The sequence below is a fragment of the Stenotrophomonas sp. YIM B06876 genome (genome assembly GCF_030711595.1).
Classification (GTDB): Bacteria; Pseudomonadota; Gammaproteobacteria; order Xanthomonadales; family Xanthomonadaceae; genus Stenotrophomonas.
In genome coordinates, this window is sequence record NZ_JAUJUJ010000049.1 from 1 (window position 1) to 15,018 (window position 15,018).

The 15,018-nt window shown below is 66.6% G+C and carries 12 protein-coding genes and 1 tRNA gene; 6 read left to right on the top strand and 7 right to left on the bottom strand.

Features of this window, described 5'->3' with window-relative positions:
• Positions 1–235 precede the first annotated feature (235 nt).
• The 4 genes from QZH66_RS13685 to thiS form a co-directional block, all read right to left on the bottom strand.
• Positions 236–2,083, bottom strand: a complete 1,848-nt coding sequence (locus tag QZH66_RS13685; protein WP_305806495.1) for an SLC13 family permease — start codon at positions 2,081–2,083, stop codon at positions 236–238.
• 27 nt (positions 2,084–2,110) lie between these two features.
• Complete coding sequence (trmB, locus tag QZH66_RS13690; protein WP_305806496.1) at positions 2,111–2,845, bottom strand: tRNA (guanosine(46)-N7)-methyltransferase TrmB; 735 nt, start codon at positions 2,843–2,845, stop codon at positions 2,111–2,113.
• Positions 2,845–2,997 carry a hypothetical protein gene (locus QZH66_RS13695; protein ID WP_305806497.1) on the bottom strand — a complete coding sequence of 51 codons (153 nt, stop codon included), beginning with the start codon at positions 2,995–2,997 and terminating at the stop codon, positions 2,845–2,847. Before QZH66_RS13695 ends, trmB begins: the two co-directional genes overlap by 1 nt.
• A 179-nt stretch (positions 2,998–3,176) precedes the next feature.
• Positions 3,177–3,377 carry a sulfur carrier protein ThiS gene (gene thiS, locus QZH66_RS13700; protein WP_305806506.1) on the bottom strand — a complete coding sequence of 67 codons (201 nt, stop codon included), beginning with the start codon at positions 3,375–3,377 and terminating at the stop codon, positions 3,177–3,179.
• Between the two features lie 137 nt (positions 3,378–3,514).
• Here thiS and QZH66_RS13705 point away from each other — a divergent pair, with 137 nt between their 5' ends.
• The 6 genes from QZH66_RS13705 to QZH66_RS13730 all read left to right on the top strand — a co-directional run bounded on the left by QZH66_RS13705 (position 3,515) and on the right by QZH66_RS13730 (position 9,789).
• On the top strand, positions 3,515–5,347 hold the full coding sequence (locus QZH66_RS13705) for an autotransporter domain-containing protein (RefSeq protein WP_305806498.1): 1,833 nt from the start codon (positions 3,515–3,517) through the stop codon (positions 5,345–5,347).
• 196 nt (positions 5,348–5,543) lie between these two features.
• Positions 5,544–5,617: transfer RNA gene (locus QZH66_RS13710), tRNA-Gly, on the top strand.
• A gap of 83 nt (positions 5,618–5,700) precedes the next feature.
• A complete protein-coding gene (gene rimK, locus QZH66_RS13715; protein WP_305806499.1) occupies positions 5,701–6,579 on the top strand; it encodes a 30S ribosomal protein S6--L-glutamate ligase in 879 nt (292 codons plus the stop codon).
• Positions 6,580–6,709: 130 nt separating this feature from the next.
• Complete coding sequence (locus QZH66_RS13720; protein WP_305806500.1) at positions 6,710–7,297, top strand: hypothetical protein; 588 nt, start codon at positions 6,710–6,712, stop codon at positions 7,295–7,297.
• 478 nt (positions 7,298–7,775) lie between these two features.
• The gene (locus QZH66_RS13725) at positions 7,776–8,453 is read left to right on the top strand and encodes a response regulator transcription factor (RefSeq protein ID WP_305806501.1); all 678 of its coding nucleotides are present in this window, start codon (positions 7,776–7,778) and stop codon (positions 8,451–8,453) included.
• Positions 8,446–9,789 (top strand): HAMP domain-containing sensor histidine kinase, encoded by a 1,344-nt coding sequence (locus tag QZH66_RS13730; RefSeq protein WP_305806502.1) that lies wholly within the window; start codon positions 8,446–8,448, stop codon positions 9,787–9,789. The genes QZH66_RS13725 and QZH66_RS13730 overlap by 8 nt, the downstream gene beginning before the upstream one ends.
• Before the next feature lie 1,764 nt (positions 9,790–11,553).
• Here QZH66_RS13730 and coaE read toward each other — a convergent pair.
• From coaE to QZH66_RS13745, 3 genes are all read right to left on the bottom strand, one after another.
• The gene (coaE, locus tag QZH66_RS13735) at positions 11,554–12,189 is read right to left on the bottom strand and encodes a dephospho-CoA kinase (protein ID WP_305806503.1); all 636 of its coding nucleotides are present in this window, start codon (positions 12,187–12,189) and stop codon (positions 11,554–11,556) included.
• A 246-nt stretch (positions 12,190–12,435) separates the two neighbouring features.
• Positions 12,436–13,299, bottom strand: a complete 864-nt coding sequence (locus QZH66_RS13740; RefSeq protein WP_305806504.1) for an A24 family peptidase — start codon at positions 13,297–13,299, stop codon at positions 12,436–12,438.
• A gap of 7 nt (positions 13,300–13,306) precedes the next feature.
• Positions 13,307–14,566: a type II secretion system F family protein gene (locus QZH66_RS13745; protein WP_305806505.1), complete on the bottom strand. Its 1,260-nt coding sequence runs from the start codon at positions 14,564–14,566 to the stop codon at positions 13,307–13,309.
• Positions 14,567–15,018: the final 452 nt, after the last annotated feature.

A 15,018-nucleotide genomic window follows, 5' to 3' on the forward strand; every position in this document is an offset into this window, starting at 1 on the left:
GCGACGGCCGCGTGCTGCTGGCCGAGTGAGCGCGCGCGCCGGCCGCGGCTGCCGGCATCCCACGGTTTTCCGTGCCGGCGGGGCAGGATCATGCTGGCGGTGCGGGCGCCATGATCCCGACCGGGGGGGTTGCCGCGCCCGACGGGGTGTGATCGCGCAGGTGGCGACTGTCGCCATGGGCGCTGACGTATCACTGCAGTGCATGGCCGAACCGGCCGGCGCCCGTTGCCGCCCGCTAGAACATGATGTTGATCATGATCACCACCACCACGGTATAGATCAGCGACAACGGCGCGCCCACGCGCCACAGTTCGCGTGGCACGTATTTGGCCGGGCCAGTGATCATCGAGATGGTCGGGTTGGAGGCGGTCATCAGGTTGTTGGATGCCGACAGCGCCACGATCAGGGCGAAGGCGGTGGGATTGCCGCTCGCGGCCAGCGCCAGGTTCACCGCGATCGGCACCATCACGATGGTCGCGCCGACATGGCTGATCACCAGTGAGAACGCGGTGGTCAGCAACGCCAGCGCCAGCTCCAGCACCCAGATCGGAATGCCGCTGGGCAGGCGGTCGATGCTGTGGCCGGCAATCCACGCCGCCGCGCCCGAGCTGTCCATCGCCCAGCCGAGCGGGATCAACCCGGCCATCATGAAAATGGTCTTCCAGTTGATCGAGGCGTAGGCCTCGTCCATGCGCAGCACGCCGGTCAGCAGCATCCCGGCCACGCCGGTCATCAGGGTCAGGGCGACCGGCAGCCTGGAGGTCAGCGCGATCACGATGGTGATGGCGAAGATGGTCATCGCGATCTTGAATTTGTGTGGCCGCTGCTCCCCCTTTGGGTAGTCGGTCACGACCACGAAATCGCGGCTTTCGGCGGCCTGCGCCAGGTCCAGCCAGATGCTGTGGAACACCAGCATGTCGCCGGCGCGCAGCACCACATTGCGCACGTCCTCGCGGATCACCTGCTTGTCGCGGTTGATCGCCAGCAGGCTGATACCGCGCTCCTTGCGCAGGCGCAATTCGCCGGCGCTCTTGCCGATCAGGCGCGAGGTGGGCGGCAGCACCGCTTCGGAGATGCCGGCGCGGCTGGGGTTGAACAGGTCACCCAGATGCCGCAGGCGCGAGGATTGCCGCAGGAACTGGTTCTGCGCGAAGTCGGTCACCTGCCGCCGCGCGCCCATCACCCCCAGCACGCTGCCGACCCAGATGCGCATGTCCGCCGGCGGCGCCAGGCGGGTGTCATTGCCGGTCTTCAACGCCAGCAGCAGCGGCGCGTTGTACAGGGTTTCCGCCTCGCCCACGGTCATGCCCACCAGCGGGCTTTCGGCGGTGACCAGCAGCTCGAACACATCGCCTTCGATGCCGTAGGTCTTGGCGAAATAGCTGTCGGTGCGTGCCGGGGTGGTGCCGCCGTTGAGCTCGGTTTCTTCGCGGGCGAGCACGCGGTCGCCGTGGAAACGGAAATACAGCACCGAGGCCAGCACCAGCGCCACGCCGATCGGCAGCGGCGCGAACATCCGCAACGGCTCGATCGTGGCCATGCCCGAGGGCAGGTTGTTGTTGGCCGAGGCCAGCAGGTCGTTGAGCAGGATCAGCGGCGAGTTGCCGACCATGGTCAGCGCGCCGCCCATCACGATGGCCGAGGAAATCGGCAGCAGCAGCCGTTGCAGGGTCAGCCCGGTACGCGAGGCCAGGCGCGAGGCGACCGGCAGGTACAGCGCCATCACCGACGGGTTCTGCATGAAGGAGGAGTTCAGCCCGGCAATGGCGCTGGTCATCATCAGCAGCCGCTGTTCCTTGCCGTGCGAGCGCCGCAGCAGCCACGCCGCCAGCCGGTTCAGCGCGCCGGTGCGGTCCAGCCCGGCGCCCAGGATGGTGGTGGCGATGATGCTCATCACCGCGTTGCCGGAGAAGCCGCCGAAGATCTCCTCCGGCGCGATCAGGCCGGTAATGCCCAGCACCACCAGCACCACCAGCGCCACCACGTCGGCGCGGATGCGTTCGAACAGGAACATCGCCATCGTGAAACCGACCAACCCGAGCACGAGCTTCATATCGGTAGTCAGCGTCAGCGTGGTTTCCATGGGGGCGACGTTCCTGTCAGTGGCCGGTCAGGCCCGGTCGTACAGCAGATCCCAGACGCCATGGCCGAGCTTCTGGCCGCGGGTCTCGAAATGGGTCTGTGGCCGCCAGTCCGGTCGCGGCACCTGGCCACGCGGGCCGGCGCGGTTGACCAGCCCTTCGGTGGCATCGAGCACGTCCCACATCTGTTCGGCGTAGTCCTCCCAGTCGGTGGCGCAATGCAGGCGGCCGCCGCTGCGCAGTTTGCGCACCAGCAGTCCGGCAAAGGCCGGCTGGATCAGGCGACGCTTGTTGTGGCGTTTCTTGTGCCATGGATCGGGAAAATAGATGCGTATTTCGTCCAGTGCACCATCGGCGACTTCCTTTTCCAGCACTTCCACCGCGTCGTGGTGGTACAGGCGCACGTGGTCGGCGTTGTCATCGGCCAGCGCGTTGAGCAGCCGGCCCACGCCGGGGGCGTGCACTTCGATGCCGATGTAGTCGCGGGATGGATCGAACCGGGCGGCGTAGCGCAGCGCGGCGCCATTGCCGAAGCCGATCTCCAGCACCTTGGGCGCGGTGCGGCCGAAGGTCGCGTCGAGATCGCGGGTTTCGCCGCTGAAATCCAGGCCGAAACGCGGCCAGCGCTCATCGAACGCGCGCTGCTGGGCCGGGGTGAAGCGGCCCTGGCGCAGCACGAAGCTGCGCACCTCGCGGCGGCCTTCGGTGACGGTGAAGGGTTTGGGCGGTGCCTTGGAACCGGCGCTTTCAAAGGGATTGGTCATCAGCCCGGCCGCCCTTCCAGCGGCGAAGACGCGCCGGCGCAATGCCTGCGCGCAATGCGCCCGGCCATCAGCACCGGGTTGCCGGTCAGCAGCCGGGACGGATAAGTCTTGCCGGCGATGACCAGCGAAGCGGTGGGGGCATGTACGTTCATCATGAAATTATCACCCATCGCGCCGGCCGCTGTCCGGGCGGGCGGCCACCCGCGCCGCGCAGGAAGCGCTGTGCGTGGAACCAGGGGGTGCCGGTGCAGCCTTGCCGGGCCGACAGGACGGGGTCTGGGTTTCGCGCAGCCCAGCGTGGGGCGGCCGCACACGTGCGGTGACGCATCATTCACCCGCCACCCGGCGCGTGCACGATTTCCACCGCGTCGCCCTCGGCCAGGAGCCGTTGGCCATGCTGGCTGTGCGGCACGATGTCAGCGTTGACCTCACCGGCAACCCGGCGCTGCGCCAGGCCTTCATCGCCCGCCCGCGGGGCGCGGGTAAGGTGGTCGCGGAGCTGGCGCGCGCCGCCGTTCACCTGGAGATGCAGGGCCCATTCCTGCATCACCGGGAAGCTTTCCGGCGATCATGCGGCGGCGCAGCGTGAGTGTCTTGCGGAGCAGTGAAACCATCACACCGTGCGGCAGCGTACGTGCCGTTTCATTCCCTATCTTGCAGGAGCCCGCAATGAAATTTCCCGCACTTCCGGTCCGTACCACGATCGCGCTGGCCATCGCCCTGGCCGCCACGCCGGCGCTGGCGCAGTCGCCTTACACCCGGACCGTGTTCTTCGGCGACAGCCTGACCGATTCCGGGTATTTCCGGCCGCTGCTGCCGCCGGCGGTACAGTCGGCCACCGGCCAGTTCACCACCAACCCGGGCTGGGTCTGGGCGCAGTACGTAGCCGATTACTACGGCACCAATTCGCTGCCCAACGGCAACGGCCAGAAGGGTGACGACTATGCCGCCGGTGGTGCCCGCGTCGGCGTGGACGTGCCCAATCCGCTCAATCCGGCATTGCCGCCGGTGCCGTCGCTGAAGTCGCAGGCTGCCGCCTACCTGGCCGCCAATGGTGGCAAGGCCGACCCCAACGCGCTGTACACGGTGTGGGGCGGCGCCAATGACCTGTTCGCGGTCTCCGCTGGCGCTCCCGCCCAGGCCACCATCGGTGCGGCGGTGACGGCCCAGGTCGGCATCGTCGGCACCCTCAAGGCGGCCGGCGCGCAATACATCATGGTGCCGAACCTGCCCGACATCGGCCTGACCCCGGGCACGCGCGTGCAGGGCCCGGTGGCGATGGCGCAGGGCACCGCGCTGGCCCAGGCCTACAACGACGCGCTGTTCGGGGGCCTGAAGACCGCCGGCCTGCAGGTGATTCCGCTGGATACCTTCCATGTGCTGCAGGAACTGGTCGCCAATCCGGGCATGTACGGCTTCACCAATGTCACCGGCACCGCCTGCCAGCCGCAGATCACCGCTTCCTCGTTGACCTGCAATCCCACCAGTTACGTCACCCCCAACGCGGCGCATACCTATGTGTTCGCCGACGGGGTGCATCCCAGCAGCGCCGCCCATGAAATGCTGGGCCAATACGCGCTGTCGATTCTGGAGGCGCCGCGGCTGCAGCAGATCCTCACCCATTCGGCGCAGACCGTGGGCCGCGCGCGTGCCGACCAGGTCGGTTTCCATGCCCAGGGCCGTCCGGCCGATGGCATGAGCTGGTGGGGCAACGTGCGCGGCGACATGCAGCGCTATGCGCATGCCGACCTGTACGACGGCATGGCGCCGGCGGGTCTGTTCGGTATCGACTGGGCGCGTGACGGCATGATGCTGGGCGGCTTCGCCGGCTATGGCCGCATGGACGCCGATTTCGGCCACCGCAAGGGCGATTTCACCCAGTCCGACACCACCGCAGGTGTGTTCGCAGGCTGGTATGGCGAACAGGCGTGGGTCAACGCGCAGCTCAGCTACAGCTGGCTCGATTACGACGTCACCCGCAAACTGCAGCTCGGCCCGGCCGAGCGCGTGCACCGCGGCTCGCCGAAGGGCAGCAATGTGACCGCCGCGGTGAATGTTGGTTACGAGTTCGGCCAGCAAGGCGGTTTCCGCACCGGGCCGGTAGCGGCGGTGATCTGGCAGAAGGTCAAGCTCGATGGCTACACCGAGAGCAACCCCAGTGCCTCGGCGTTGGGGTATGCCGACCAGAAGGCCGATTCCACCGTCGGCCGTATCGGCTGGCAGGCGCGTTTTGACGGCGGCAGCGTCCAACCGTACGTGCAGGTGACCTACGACCACGAGTTCGAGGATGGCCAGCAGGCCAGTGCCTGGTTGCAGACCATGCCGGACGTGGGCATGTACAAGGTGCCGGGACTGGCGTTCGACCGCAACTACGCCACCGCGGTAGTGGGCGCGCGCCTGAGTCTGTGGGGCCTGCACAGCAACGTTGGCCTGAGCACCACCGCCGCGCAGAAGAGCGCGCGCGATACCAGTGTATTCGCCAGCTTCAGCGGCAGCTTCTAAGCCGCCGCCGGGCACCGCGTCGCCGCCGGATACCCTCCGGCGGCTCCGCAATCGCAATCCCATGTAGGGCGGGGCAACGCCCCGCTGTACTCCGCGCCCGCCCAGCTAAACAGCTCCCGGGCTTCGCATCACGCTGCAAATACGCTTCCACCCGTTGCGCTTTTGCGCCCCGGCCGCATAGACTTCCCTTCGCCGCGCGGGCGTAGCTCAATGGTAGAGCTGTAGCTTCCCAAGCTACTGACGAGGGTTCGATTCCCTTCGCCCGCTCCATCTTCCAGGTACGGCAACGGCCCTGAGGCGTTCCGCCTGGCCCGGGCAAGATGTGTCCGGCCTGCTTCCCGGCCGGTACCGCGATGAAACTCGCCATCCTCTCCCGCAACAGCCAGCTGTATTCGACCCGACGTCTGGTCGAGGCCGGGCGCGAGCGTGGACACAGCGTGCGCGTGCTCGACCCGCTGCGCTGCTATATGCGCATCACCGCCGGCGATTTCAGCATGCATTACAAGAGCAAGCCGCTGACCGGCTATGACGCGGTGATCCCGCGCATCGGTGCCTCGATCACCCGTTACGGCACCGCGGTGCTGCGCCAGTTCGAGATGATGGGCACGCGCACGCCCAATTCGTCCGATGCCATCCTGCGTGCCCGCGACAAGCTGCGGGCGCACCAGCTGTTGGCGGCCAAGGGCATCGACATGCCGGTGACCGTGTTCGGCGACAACCCGGACGACACCCATGATCTGCTGTCGATGCTGGGGCCGCCGCCGCACGTGGTGAAGTTGAACGAAGGCACCCAGGGCCGCGGCGTGATCCTCACCGAAAAATCCAGCGCCTCGCGCGGCATCGTCGAAGCCCTGCGCGGTCTCTATGCCAACTTCCTGGTGCAGGAATTCATCGCCGAGGCCGAGGGCGCGGACCTGCGCTGTCTGGTGGTCGGTGACCAGGTGGTGGCGAGCATGCGCCGGCAGGCCGCGGAAGGGGATTTCCGTTCCAACCTGCACGCCGGCGGCAGTGCCCAGCAGGTGCTGGCCAGCCGCGCCGAACAGGCGGTTGCCGTGCGCTCGGCCAAGGCGTTGGGGCTGGGCGTGGCCGGTGTGGACCTGATCCGCTCCGCCCGCGGTCCGCTGGTGCTGGAAGTGAACTCCACGCCGGGGCTGGAAGGGGTGGAAAGCGTGTGTGGGGTGGACGTGGCCGGGCGCATCATCGACCACGTTGCGGCGCTGAAAAAAGCCTGATTGCCCCGGTGGCATCGGCATCCGCCACCTTCTTTGTCGATACGTTTTTTTAACGGCCCTTTAATTGGCGCGCCCGTAGTCTCGGATGCGTCGCTCTGCTCAGCGGCAACGGCAATCGGGATGGATTTTCTTGGGCCCAGGCAATTCGTCTGGGCCTTGTTTTTGGGGCGGGAGTTGCGCATTCAGCGGGCTTGCGGAGGCGGCGGCCACGCCGTTACATTGCAAAGCCACCCAAAAAGGGAATTCCGACATGTATCGCAAGGCCGCATTTCTGGTGTTATTCGGGTTTTCCGCGACGTGCATGGCGCAGGGGAAATCTGCGCAGCTGGATGCGAAAGCTCCTTTCGGTGAGCAGCGCCAGAGCATCGAAGCCGCATTGGCCGCAGGCAAGGTCTACAGCGAGATCAGCCCGCAGGACCGCAGCACGGTGATGGCCGCGCTTGCGCGCATGGGCCAGAAGCTGGGCGAAAACGGCGTGGCCGCGAGCTTGGGTGAAAGCGACAAGGTGCAGGTGTTCAACGATCAGGAGCTGGTCAATACCCTGCTCACCCAGGCGCAGGCCGACAGCCGCCTGATCTGCCGCCGCGAGCGGGTGGTGGGAAGCAACCTGCCGCAGAACGTCTGCCAGACCGTGGCCGAGCGCCGCGAAGCGCGGGAAAACGGCGTTGAAATTCTGCGCAACCAGCGCACCAGTCAGGAGCCGGTAGGTGCGCGATAAGCATCCGGGACGCGACTTTCGGCGTGTGGCTGCCCGGCAGGATGCTGCAGGCGTGGGAAGGCGCTGATTTTCCCGCTGCCGGCTTTCTGTTGGAGCACCGGCAGCCCGGCGCGCGTTGAAGCGTGCGCCGGGGGGCCGATCTGCAGGCTCCAGGCAGTCGGGTTGGGTGTGGGGGCCTGGCGCACGCCGGAGCCAAAAGCGCGGTGCCGGCGGGCAGGGCCGCTTAGTGCAAACGGCGGTCCGGGAGATGCAGCAGTAACGACGCGCAGGATTTTCACCTCGATCAAGAAGAGGTGAACGCACTTTTGACATGGATGCGTGAAGATAGCCGTCTAATATGCCGGCATTGGGCGACAATCGATTGCAACCGCGCAGGACCCGTTGTCTGGCGGCAGTCCAGCGACTTCGCCTGCCGGGCCAGGGCTGATATCGCGACCGCGCAAGCCACGGGTCGCTCCGACAAAACATAGAGGTCAAAGTGCGCATTCTAGTAATCGAAGACAACAGCGACATTGCGGCCAACCTCGGGGATTACCTCGAGGAGCGTGGCCATACCGTGGATTTCGCCGCTGACGGCGTCACCGGCCTGCATCTGGCGGTGGTGCACGAGTTCGATGCCATCGTGCTCGACCTCAACCTGCCCGGCATGGATGGCATCGAGGTCTGCCGCAAGCTGCGCAACGATGCGCGCAAGCAGACGCCGGTGTTGATGCTGACCGCGCGCGATTCGCTGGACAACAAGCTGGCCGGGTTCGACTCCGGCGCCGACGACTATCTGATCAAGCCGTTCGCGCTGCAGGAAGTGGAAGTGCGCCTGAACGCGTTGTCGCGGCGTGGCAAGGGCGTGCACACGCGGGTGCTGGAAACCGGCGATCTGGAATACAACCTGGATACGCTGGAAGTGCGGCGCCAGGGCAAGTTGCTGCAACTCAATCCGACCGCGTTGAAGATCCTGCAGGCACTGATGGAAGCGTCGCCGGCGGTGGTCACGCGGCAGGAGCTGGAGACCCGCGTATGGGGCGAGGAACTGCCCGATTCGGATTCGCTGCGGGTGCATATCCACGGCCTGCGCGCCATGGTCGACAAACCGTTCGATGTGCCGATGATCCAGACCCGGCACGGTATCGGCTATCGCATCGCCGCACCCGATGCCTGAAGCCGCACTGCCCAAGGAGGTCCGGCGTCGCGGTCGCTACCGGCGCCGGTTGCGCAGCCGCATCATCCTCTCCTTCGTCCTGCTGGGTTTTTGCCTGACCACGCTGTTCGCGTTCGCCACCAACTGGGCGCGCGCACGCGTGGAGAACCAGCTGGTCGAAGATGTGATGAACCGCAACATCGACGAGTACGCGCGGCGCTATTACTCCGATCCGCAGCGCAACCCCGACCTGCCGGTGCAGCAGATGCGGGCGCGGCTGGTAAAGGCGGACAAGTTCGAGACGCTGCGGTTGGAGCAGCCGGAGTGGTACGAACTGCCCGATGGCATCCACACCATCAGTGGCGTGGATGACGCGGGCAAGCCGTTCGCCTACAAACTGGCGGTGCGCAAGACCCCCGAGGAGTGGTTCTTCCTTGCCTATGACACCACCGAGAGCATTCGCGGCGAGACCCAGCTCAAACGCGCGCTGCTGGTCGCGGTACTGGTGTTCAGCGGCCTGTCGCTGGTGCTGGGCTGGTGGTCGGCCTCGCGGGTGATGCGGCCGGTGTCGGACCTGGCCGCGCGGCTGCGCGCCTATCGTGGCGGCAGTGGCGATCCCGAGCCGTTGGCGCCGCGCTTCCCGGACGATGAGGTGGGGCAGTTGGCCGAGGCGCTGGACGACTACTCGACACGCCTGACCCACGTGGTGCAGCGCGACCGCGAGTTCAACGCCGACGTCAGCCATGAGCTGCGCACCCCGTTGGCGGTGATCCGCGGCGCCACCGAGCTGCTGCTGGCGCGCCCCGGGCTGGACGAGAAAATGCTGCAGCGGCTGCAGCGCATCCAACGTGCGGAGCAGCAATGCACCGATCTGATCGGTTCGCTGTTGTTGCTGTCGCGCAACGAGCGTGGGCAGGGCAGCAGCAATGTGGCGCGGGTGGCCGAGCAGCTGCTGGATTCCCATCGCGCGCAGCTGGGCGGCAAGCCGCTGGAGCTGGTGCTGGAAGGCGAACGTGACCTGGTGATCGATGCGCCCGAGGCCGCCTTGTCGGTGGCGCTGGGCAATCTGGTAGGTAATGCAGTGAAGTATTCGCAGAGCGGCCAGGTGCGGGTGCGGGTGCTGCAGAACGCGATCGAGGTGATTGATACCGGCCCGGGGCTGAGCGCGGAAGATGCGGCCAGCCTGTTCCAGCGCGGCTATCGCGGCACCCACGCCGGCCATTCGCAAGGCGGTGGCATCGGGCTGTCCATCGTCAGCCGTCTGTGCGACCTGTATGGCTGGCAGGTCAGCGTGCGGCCCGGCGCCGAGCAGGGCGTGGTGGCGACGTTGAAGTTCTCCCCGGCGGCACCGCAGTAAGCCGGTCCAGCATTCCCGAAAGTGATCTGGCGCCTGCGGCTAACGGGCCCCGGGCAGCCAAGGAGCACCGGTAGAGCCGGGCAGCGCCCGGCCACCCGAAATCAATGATGAGCCTGTAGTGCCGGGCAACGCCCGGCAGCCGTCCCCGACGCCGGCGGCCCGAAATCGCCGGCGCCGGATCGAACAGCCGCCGACCGCGGGTCGGCTCTACAGGTGGACCCGCAACAACCCGTCAAATGTAGGGCCGGGCAACGCCCGCCAGCCGTCACCGCCGCCGGCGCCCCGAAGTCCCCGGCGCCGGATCGAACACCCGCCGACCGCGGGTGGGCTCTACAGGTGGAATTGCCGGCACGCCGCCGGTGCCAGGCCAGGCGACCGGCCGTAGAACAACAGCCGACCGTTGGTCGGCTCTACAGGTGGACCCGCAACAACCCGTCAAATGTAGTGCCGGGCAACGCCCGGCAGCCGTCTCCGAAGCCGGCGGCCCGAAGTCACCGGCGCCGGATCGAACAACAGCCGACCGCGGGTCGGCTCTACAGGGGGAATTGCCGGCACGCCGCAGGTGCCAGGCCAGGCGACCTGCCGGAGAACAACAGCCGACCGGTGGTCGGCTCCACAGGTGGACCCGCAACAACCCGTCAAATGTAGTGCCGGGCCACGCCCGGCAGCCGTCCCGAAGCCGGCGGCCCGAAATCGCCGGCGCCGGATCGAACAGCCGCCGTCCGCGGGTCGGCTCTACAGGTGGACCCGCAACACCCCGTCAAATGTAGTGCCGGGCAACGCCCGGCAGCCGTCTCCGAAGCCGGCGGCCCGAAGTCACCGGCGCCGGATCGAACAACAGCCGACCGCGGGTCGGCTCTACAGGTGGAATTGCCGGCACGCCGCAGGTGCCAGGCCAGGCGACCTGCCGTAGAACAACAGCCGACCGTTGGTCGGCTCTACAGGTGGACCCGCAACAACCCGTCAAATGTAGTGCCGGGCCACGCCCGCCAGCCGTCCCGAAGCCGGCGGCCCGACATCGCCGGCGCCGGATCGAACAGCCGCCGACCGAGGGTCGGCTCTACAGGTGGAATTGCCCGCACGCCGCAGGTGCCAGGCCAGGCGCCCTGCCGTAGAAAAACAGCCGACCGTTGGTCGGCTCTACAGGTGGACCCGCAACAACCCGTCAAATGTAGTGCCGGGCAACGCCCGGCAGCCGTCCCGAAGCCGGCGGCCCGAAATCGCCGGCGCCGGATCGAACAACCGCCGACCGTGGGTCGGCTCTACAGGTGGAATTGCCAGCAGCCGCAGGTACCAGGCCAGGCGACCTGCGCCCAGCCCGCAACAACCCGTCAACTGTAGTGCCGGGCAGCGCCCGGCAGCCGTCTCCGACGCCGGTGGCCCGAAATCGCCGGCGCCGGATCGAACAACAGCCGACCGCGGGTCGGCTCTACAGGTGGAATTGCCGGCAGCCGCAGGTACCAGGCCAGGCGACCTGCGCCCAGCCCGCAACAACCCGTCAACTGTAGTGCCGGGCAGCGCCCGGCAGCCGTCTCCGACGCCGGTGGCCCGAAATCGCCGGCGCCGGATCGAACAACAGCCGACCGCGGGTCGGCTCTACAGGTGGAATTGCCCGCACGCCGCAGGTGCCAGGCCAGGCGACGTGCGCCCAGCCCGCAACAATCCGTCAAATGTAGTGCCGGGCAACGCCCGGCAGCCGCCCCCGAAGCCGGCGGCCCGAAATCGCCGGCGCCGGATCGAACAGCAGCCGACCGCGGGTCGGCTCTACAGCGGCGCCGCGCTACGCGGGTGTGTGGCGGCCAGCTCGCGGTAGCGAAGATCCAGCTGCTCCACATGGGCCTGCAAATGGTCCGGCTGGCCATCGTTGACGATTACATCGTCCGCCAGTGCCAGCCGAGCCTCGCGGCTGGCCTGGGCTGCGATCATGCGCTGGGCCAGTTCCGCGTCAATGTCGTCGCGTTGCATCACTCGGGCATGCTGCAACGACTCGGGTGCATCAACCACGAGGATGCGGGCCAGCCACGGATAGTGAGCCCGGCCGCCGGCTTCGGTCAGCAGCGGGATTGCCGCAATCGCATACGGGCTCTGCGCCGATTCGCACTGCTCACGCAGCCGCGCGCGGATGGCGGGGTGGGTGATGGCCTCCAGTGACCGCCGCGATTCATCGCAGGCGAACACGATCTGCCGCAGGCGTGCGCGGTCCAGGCTGCCGTCGGGGTGCAGGATGTCCCTGCCGAAATGCGCGGCGATGGCGGCAAGTGCCGGGCTGCCCGGCGCCACCACCTCGCGCGCGGCCACGTCGGCGTCGGCCACCACAATGCCCAGTGCTTCAAAGCGACGGCTGACCTCGCTTTTGCCGGACGCGATGCCGCCGGTCAGGCCGATGATGAAATTGCTCATGGGCGCATTCTAGGGCGGACAGCGCTTACTGATTGTGGTCGGCAGGAGTACCGGGCACCACTCGCCGGCGAGATTGCAAGAAGGGCCCCGGTGAAGCGCTGCTCCGCGACAGGTCTATGCGGCGGGTATTTCCCGGGAACTCGACCAGCCCAGTAGTGCCGAGCAACGCTCGGCAACCTCATCAGCAGCTGGCTCACCGGGAAAGGCCACCGCGGGGCGTTGCTCCGCTCTACATCTCCGGGTGGATCAGGCCAGCCCGGCCACCCGCATGTAGGCGCCGATCATCTGGTCGCCCCACATGAAGACCAGCCACCCGGCGATGGCCAGGTACGGGCCAAACGGAATCGGCGTGGCCTTGTCGCGGCCGCGCGAATACAGCCAGATCGAGCCAATGATCGCGCCCACCAGCGAGGACAGCAGGATGATCGGCAAGATGCCCTTCAACCCGCACCACGCGCCCAGCGCCGCCAGCAGTTTGAAATCGCCGTGGCCCATGCCTTCCTTGCCGGTGATCTGCTTGAACAGCCACCACACCGTCCACAGCGACAGGTAGCCCACCGCCGCGCCGATCAGGGCCGGCTTGGCCGGCATGTACAGGTTGTCCATGCTGCCGATCAGGCCCAGCCACATCAGCGGCAGGGTGAGCTGGTCGGGCAGCAGCTGGGTGCGCAGGTCGATGCCCGACAACGCGACCAGGAAGCAGCTCAGCACGATGGCGCCAAAGCCCTGCCAGCCGAAACCGAACTGCCACACGCTGGCCACCACCAGCAGCGCGGTCAGTGCTTCCACCAGCGGGTACTGGATGGAAATCGGCGCGCTGCAATGCCGGCACTTGCCGCGCTGGATCAGCCAGCTGAGCAGCGGGATGTTCTCGTACCACGACAGCCTGTGTTTGCAGTGCGGGCAGTGCGACGGCTCCACCACGATCCCCGGCGGCGGCGGTTCGTAGATTTCCGGCTGCTCAAGAACTTCGTGGGCATCACGCTTCCACTGCCACTCCATGCGCCTGGGCAGGCGCAGGATCACCACGTTGAGGAAGCTGCCGATCAGCAGCCCCAACCCGGCGGCGAGGGGGTAGCCCAGGCCGGGGTTCTGGTCCAGAAATGCCATTGATTACTTATCCGACCACTGCGCCGAGTTTGAAGATCGGCAGGTACATGCCGATGACCATGCCGCCGACGATGGTGCCGATGAACACCATGATCATCGGTTCCAGCAGGCTGCTCAGCGCATCCACGGCGTTGTTCACTTCCTGCTCGTAGTACTCGGCCACCTTGAACAGCATCGCATCCAGTGCACCGGCCTCTTCGCCGATCGCGGTCATCTGGATCACCATGTGTGGAAACAAATTCACCTGCTTCATCGCCATGTTGACCGGATAGCCGACCGACACGTCATCGCGCATGCGCAGCACGGCTTTTTCGTAGACGCTGTTGCCGGTGGCACCGGCCACGATTCCCAAGGCCTCCACCAGCGGCACGCCGGCTTTGAAGGTGACTGCGGTGGTGCGGGCGAAGCGGGCGATCGAGCTGTTGTGCATGATCTGGCCGATTACCGGCACCTTCAGGATCAGCTTGTCCATCGTATGCTGCATGGCCGGTGAGCGCTTGTAGGCGAAGATGAAGCCGGCGATGGCCCCTATCGTTACCAATAACAGCATCCACCAATAAGAGACCATAAAGCGGGATGCAGCCACGATCAGCTGTGTAAAAGCAGGCAGTTCTGCGCCGAAACCGTTGAAGACGTCCTCAAATTGCGGAACTACCCAGACCAGGAGGATCGCGCTCACCAGTACTGCTACGACCATTACCATTGCTGGATAGAACAGCGCCTTCTTGATCTTGCCCTTCAGGCCTTCGATGTTTTCCTTGTAGGTGGCAATCGTGTCGAGCACGGTTTCCAGCACACCGGCGCCTTCACCGGCCTTGACCAGGTTGCGGTACAGCTCGTCGAACTGCACCGGGTGCCTACTGATCGCCTCGTACAGCGAGGAGCCGCCCTCGATATCGGCACGGATCTGACCCACCAACTTGCGCATGCGGGGGTTCTTGTGGCCTTCGCCGATGATTTCCAGCGAGCCAACGATTGGCACGCCGGATTTCATCATCGTCGCCATCTGGCGGCTGAAGAAGGCGATCTCCTTGGCTGTGACCGCACTGCCCGTTGCACCGAACAACGGCTTTGGCTTGGGTTTGACCACGCTGGGGGTGATGCCCTGCTTGCGCAGTTCGGCGCGCAGCATATTGGCATTCTTGGCGGGCTGTTCGCCCTTCATTTTGATGCCGCGCTTGTCGGTTCCCTCCCAGACAAACGGCAGCATCTGGCTGGTGCTGCGGACAACCGGCTCTTTCTTGATGGCACTACGGGTGACAGACATGTTCGCTCCCCAGCCAGCCCTCCCCGGGCCGGCGACCACCGCATGTTATCCGGATAACGATGTTGCGGCATCCTGCCTGCCGAAATAGGCGCAGCCCATCACGCTCCGCGTAGATCCAGTCGCCCCAGTAGAGCGGGGCACCGCCCCGCTGTGGCCTTCCCCCATTGCCCTGTAGAGCGGGGCAACGCCCCGCTGGGCCTTCCCGAAGATGCGAGCTGCCGGGCGTTGCCCGGCACTACAGGGCCTACCCGCCCCCAATTCCCCATGTAGAGCGGGGCACCGCCCCGCTGGGCCTTCCCGAAGATGCCCGCTGCCGGGCGTTGCCCGGCACTACAGGGCCCACCCGCGCCCATTCCCCATGTAGAGCGGGGCACCGCCCCGCTGTGGCCTTTCCCGGTAATGCCCGTTGCCGGGCGCTGCCCGGCACTACAAGGCCTACCGGCCCCCATTCT

What these genes read in the sequence shown, in the direction of transcription:
- QZH66_RS13685 (WP_305806495.1), bottom strand. Translation starts at nt 2,083, where the DNA reads ATGGAAACCACGCTGACGCTGACTACCGATATGAAGCTCGTGCTCGGG.
- trmB (WP_305806496.1), bottom strand. Translation starts at nt 2,845, where the DNA reads ATGACCAATCCCTTTGAAAGCGCCGGTTCCAAGGCACCGCCCAAACCC.
- QZH66_RS13695 (WP_305806497.1), bottom strand. Translation starts at nt 2,997, where the DNA reads ATGAACGTACATGCCCCCACCGCTTCGCTGGTCATCGCCGGCAAGACT.
- QZH66_RS13705 (WP_305806498.1), top strand. Translation starts at nt 3,515, where the DNA reads ATGAAATTTCCCGCACTTCCGGTCCGTACCACGATCGCGCTGGCCATC.
- rimK (WP_305806499.1), top strand. Translation starts at nt 5,701, where the DNA reads ATGAAACTCGCCATCCTCTCCCGCAACAGCCAGCTGTATTCGACCCGA.
- QZH66_RS13730 (WP_305806502.1), top strand. Translation starts at nt 8,446, where the DNA reads ATGCCTGAAGCCGCACTGCCCAAGGAGGTCCGGCGTCGCGGTCGCTAC.
- coaE (WP_305806503.1), bottom strand. Translation starts at nt 12,189, where the DNA reads ATGAGCAATTTCATCATCGGCCTGACCGGCGGCATCGCGTCCGGCAAA.
- QZH66_RS13740 (WP_305806504.1), bottom strand. Translation starts at nt 13,299, where the DNA reads ATGGCATTTCTGGACCAGAACCCCGGCCTGGGCTACCCCCTCGCCGCC.
- QZH66_RS13745 (WP_305806505.1), bottom strand. Translation starts at nt 14,566, where the DNA reads ATGTCTGTCACCCGTAGTGCCATCAAGAAAGAGCCGGTTGTCCGCAGC.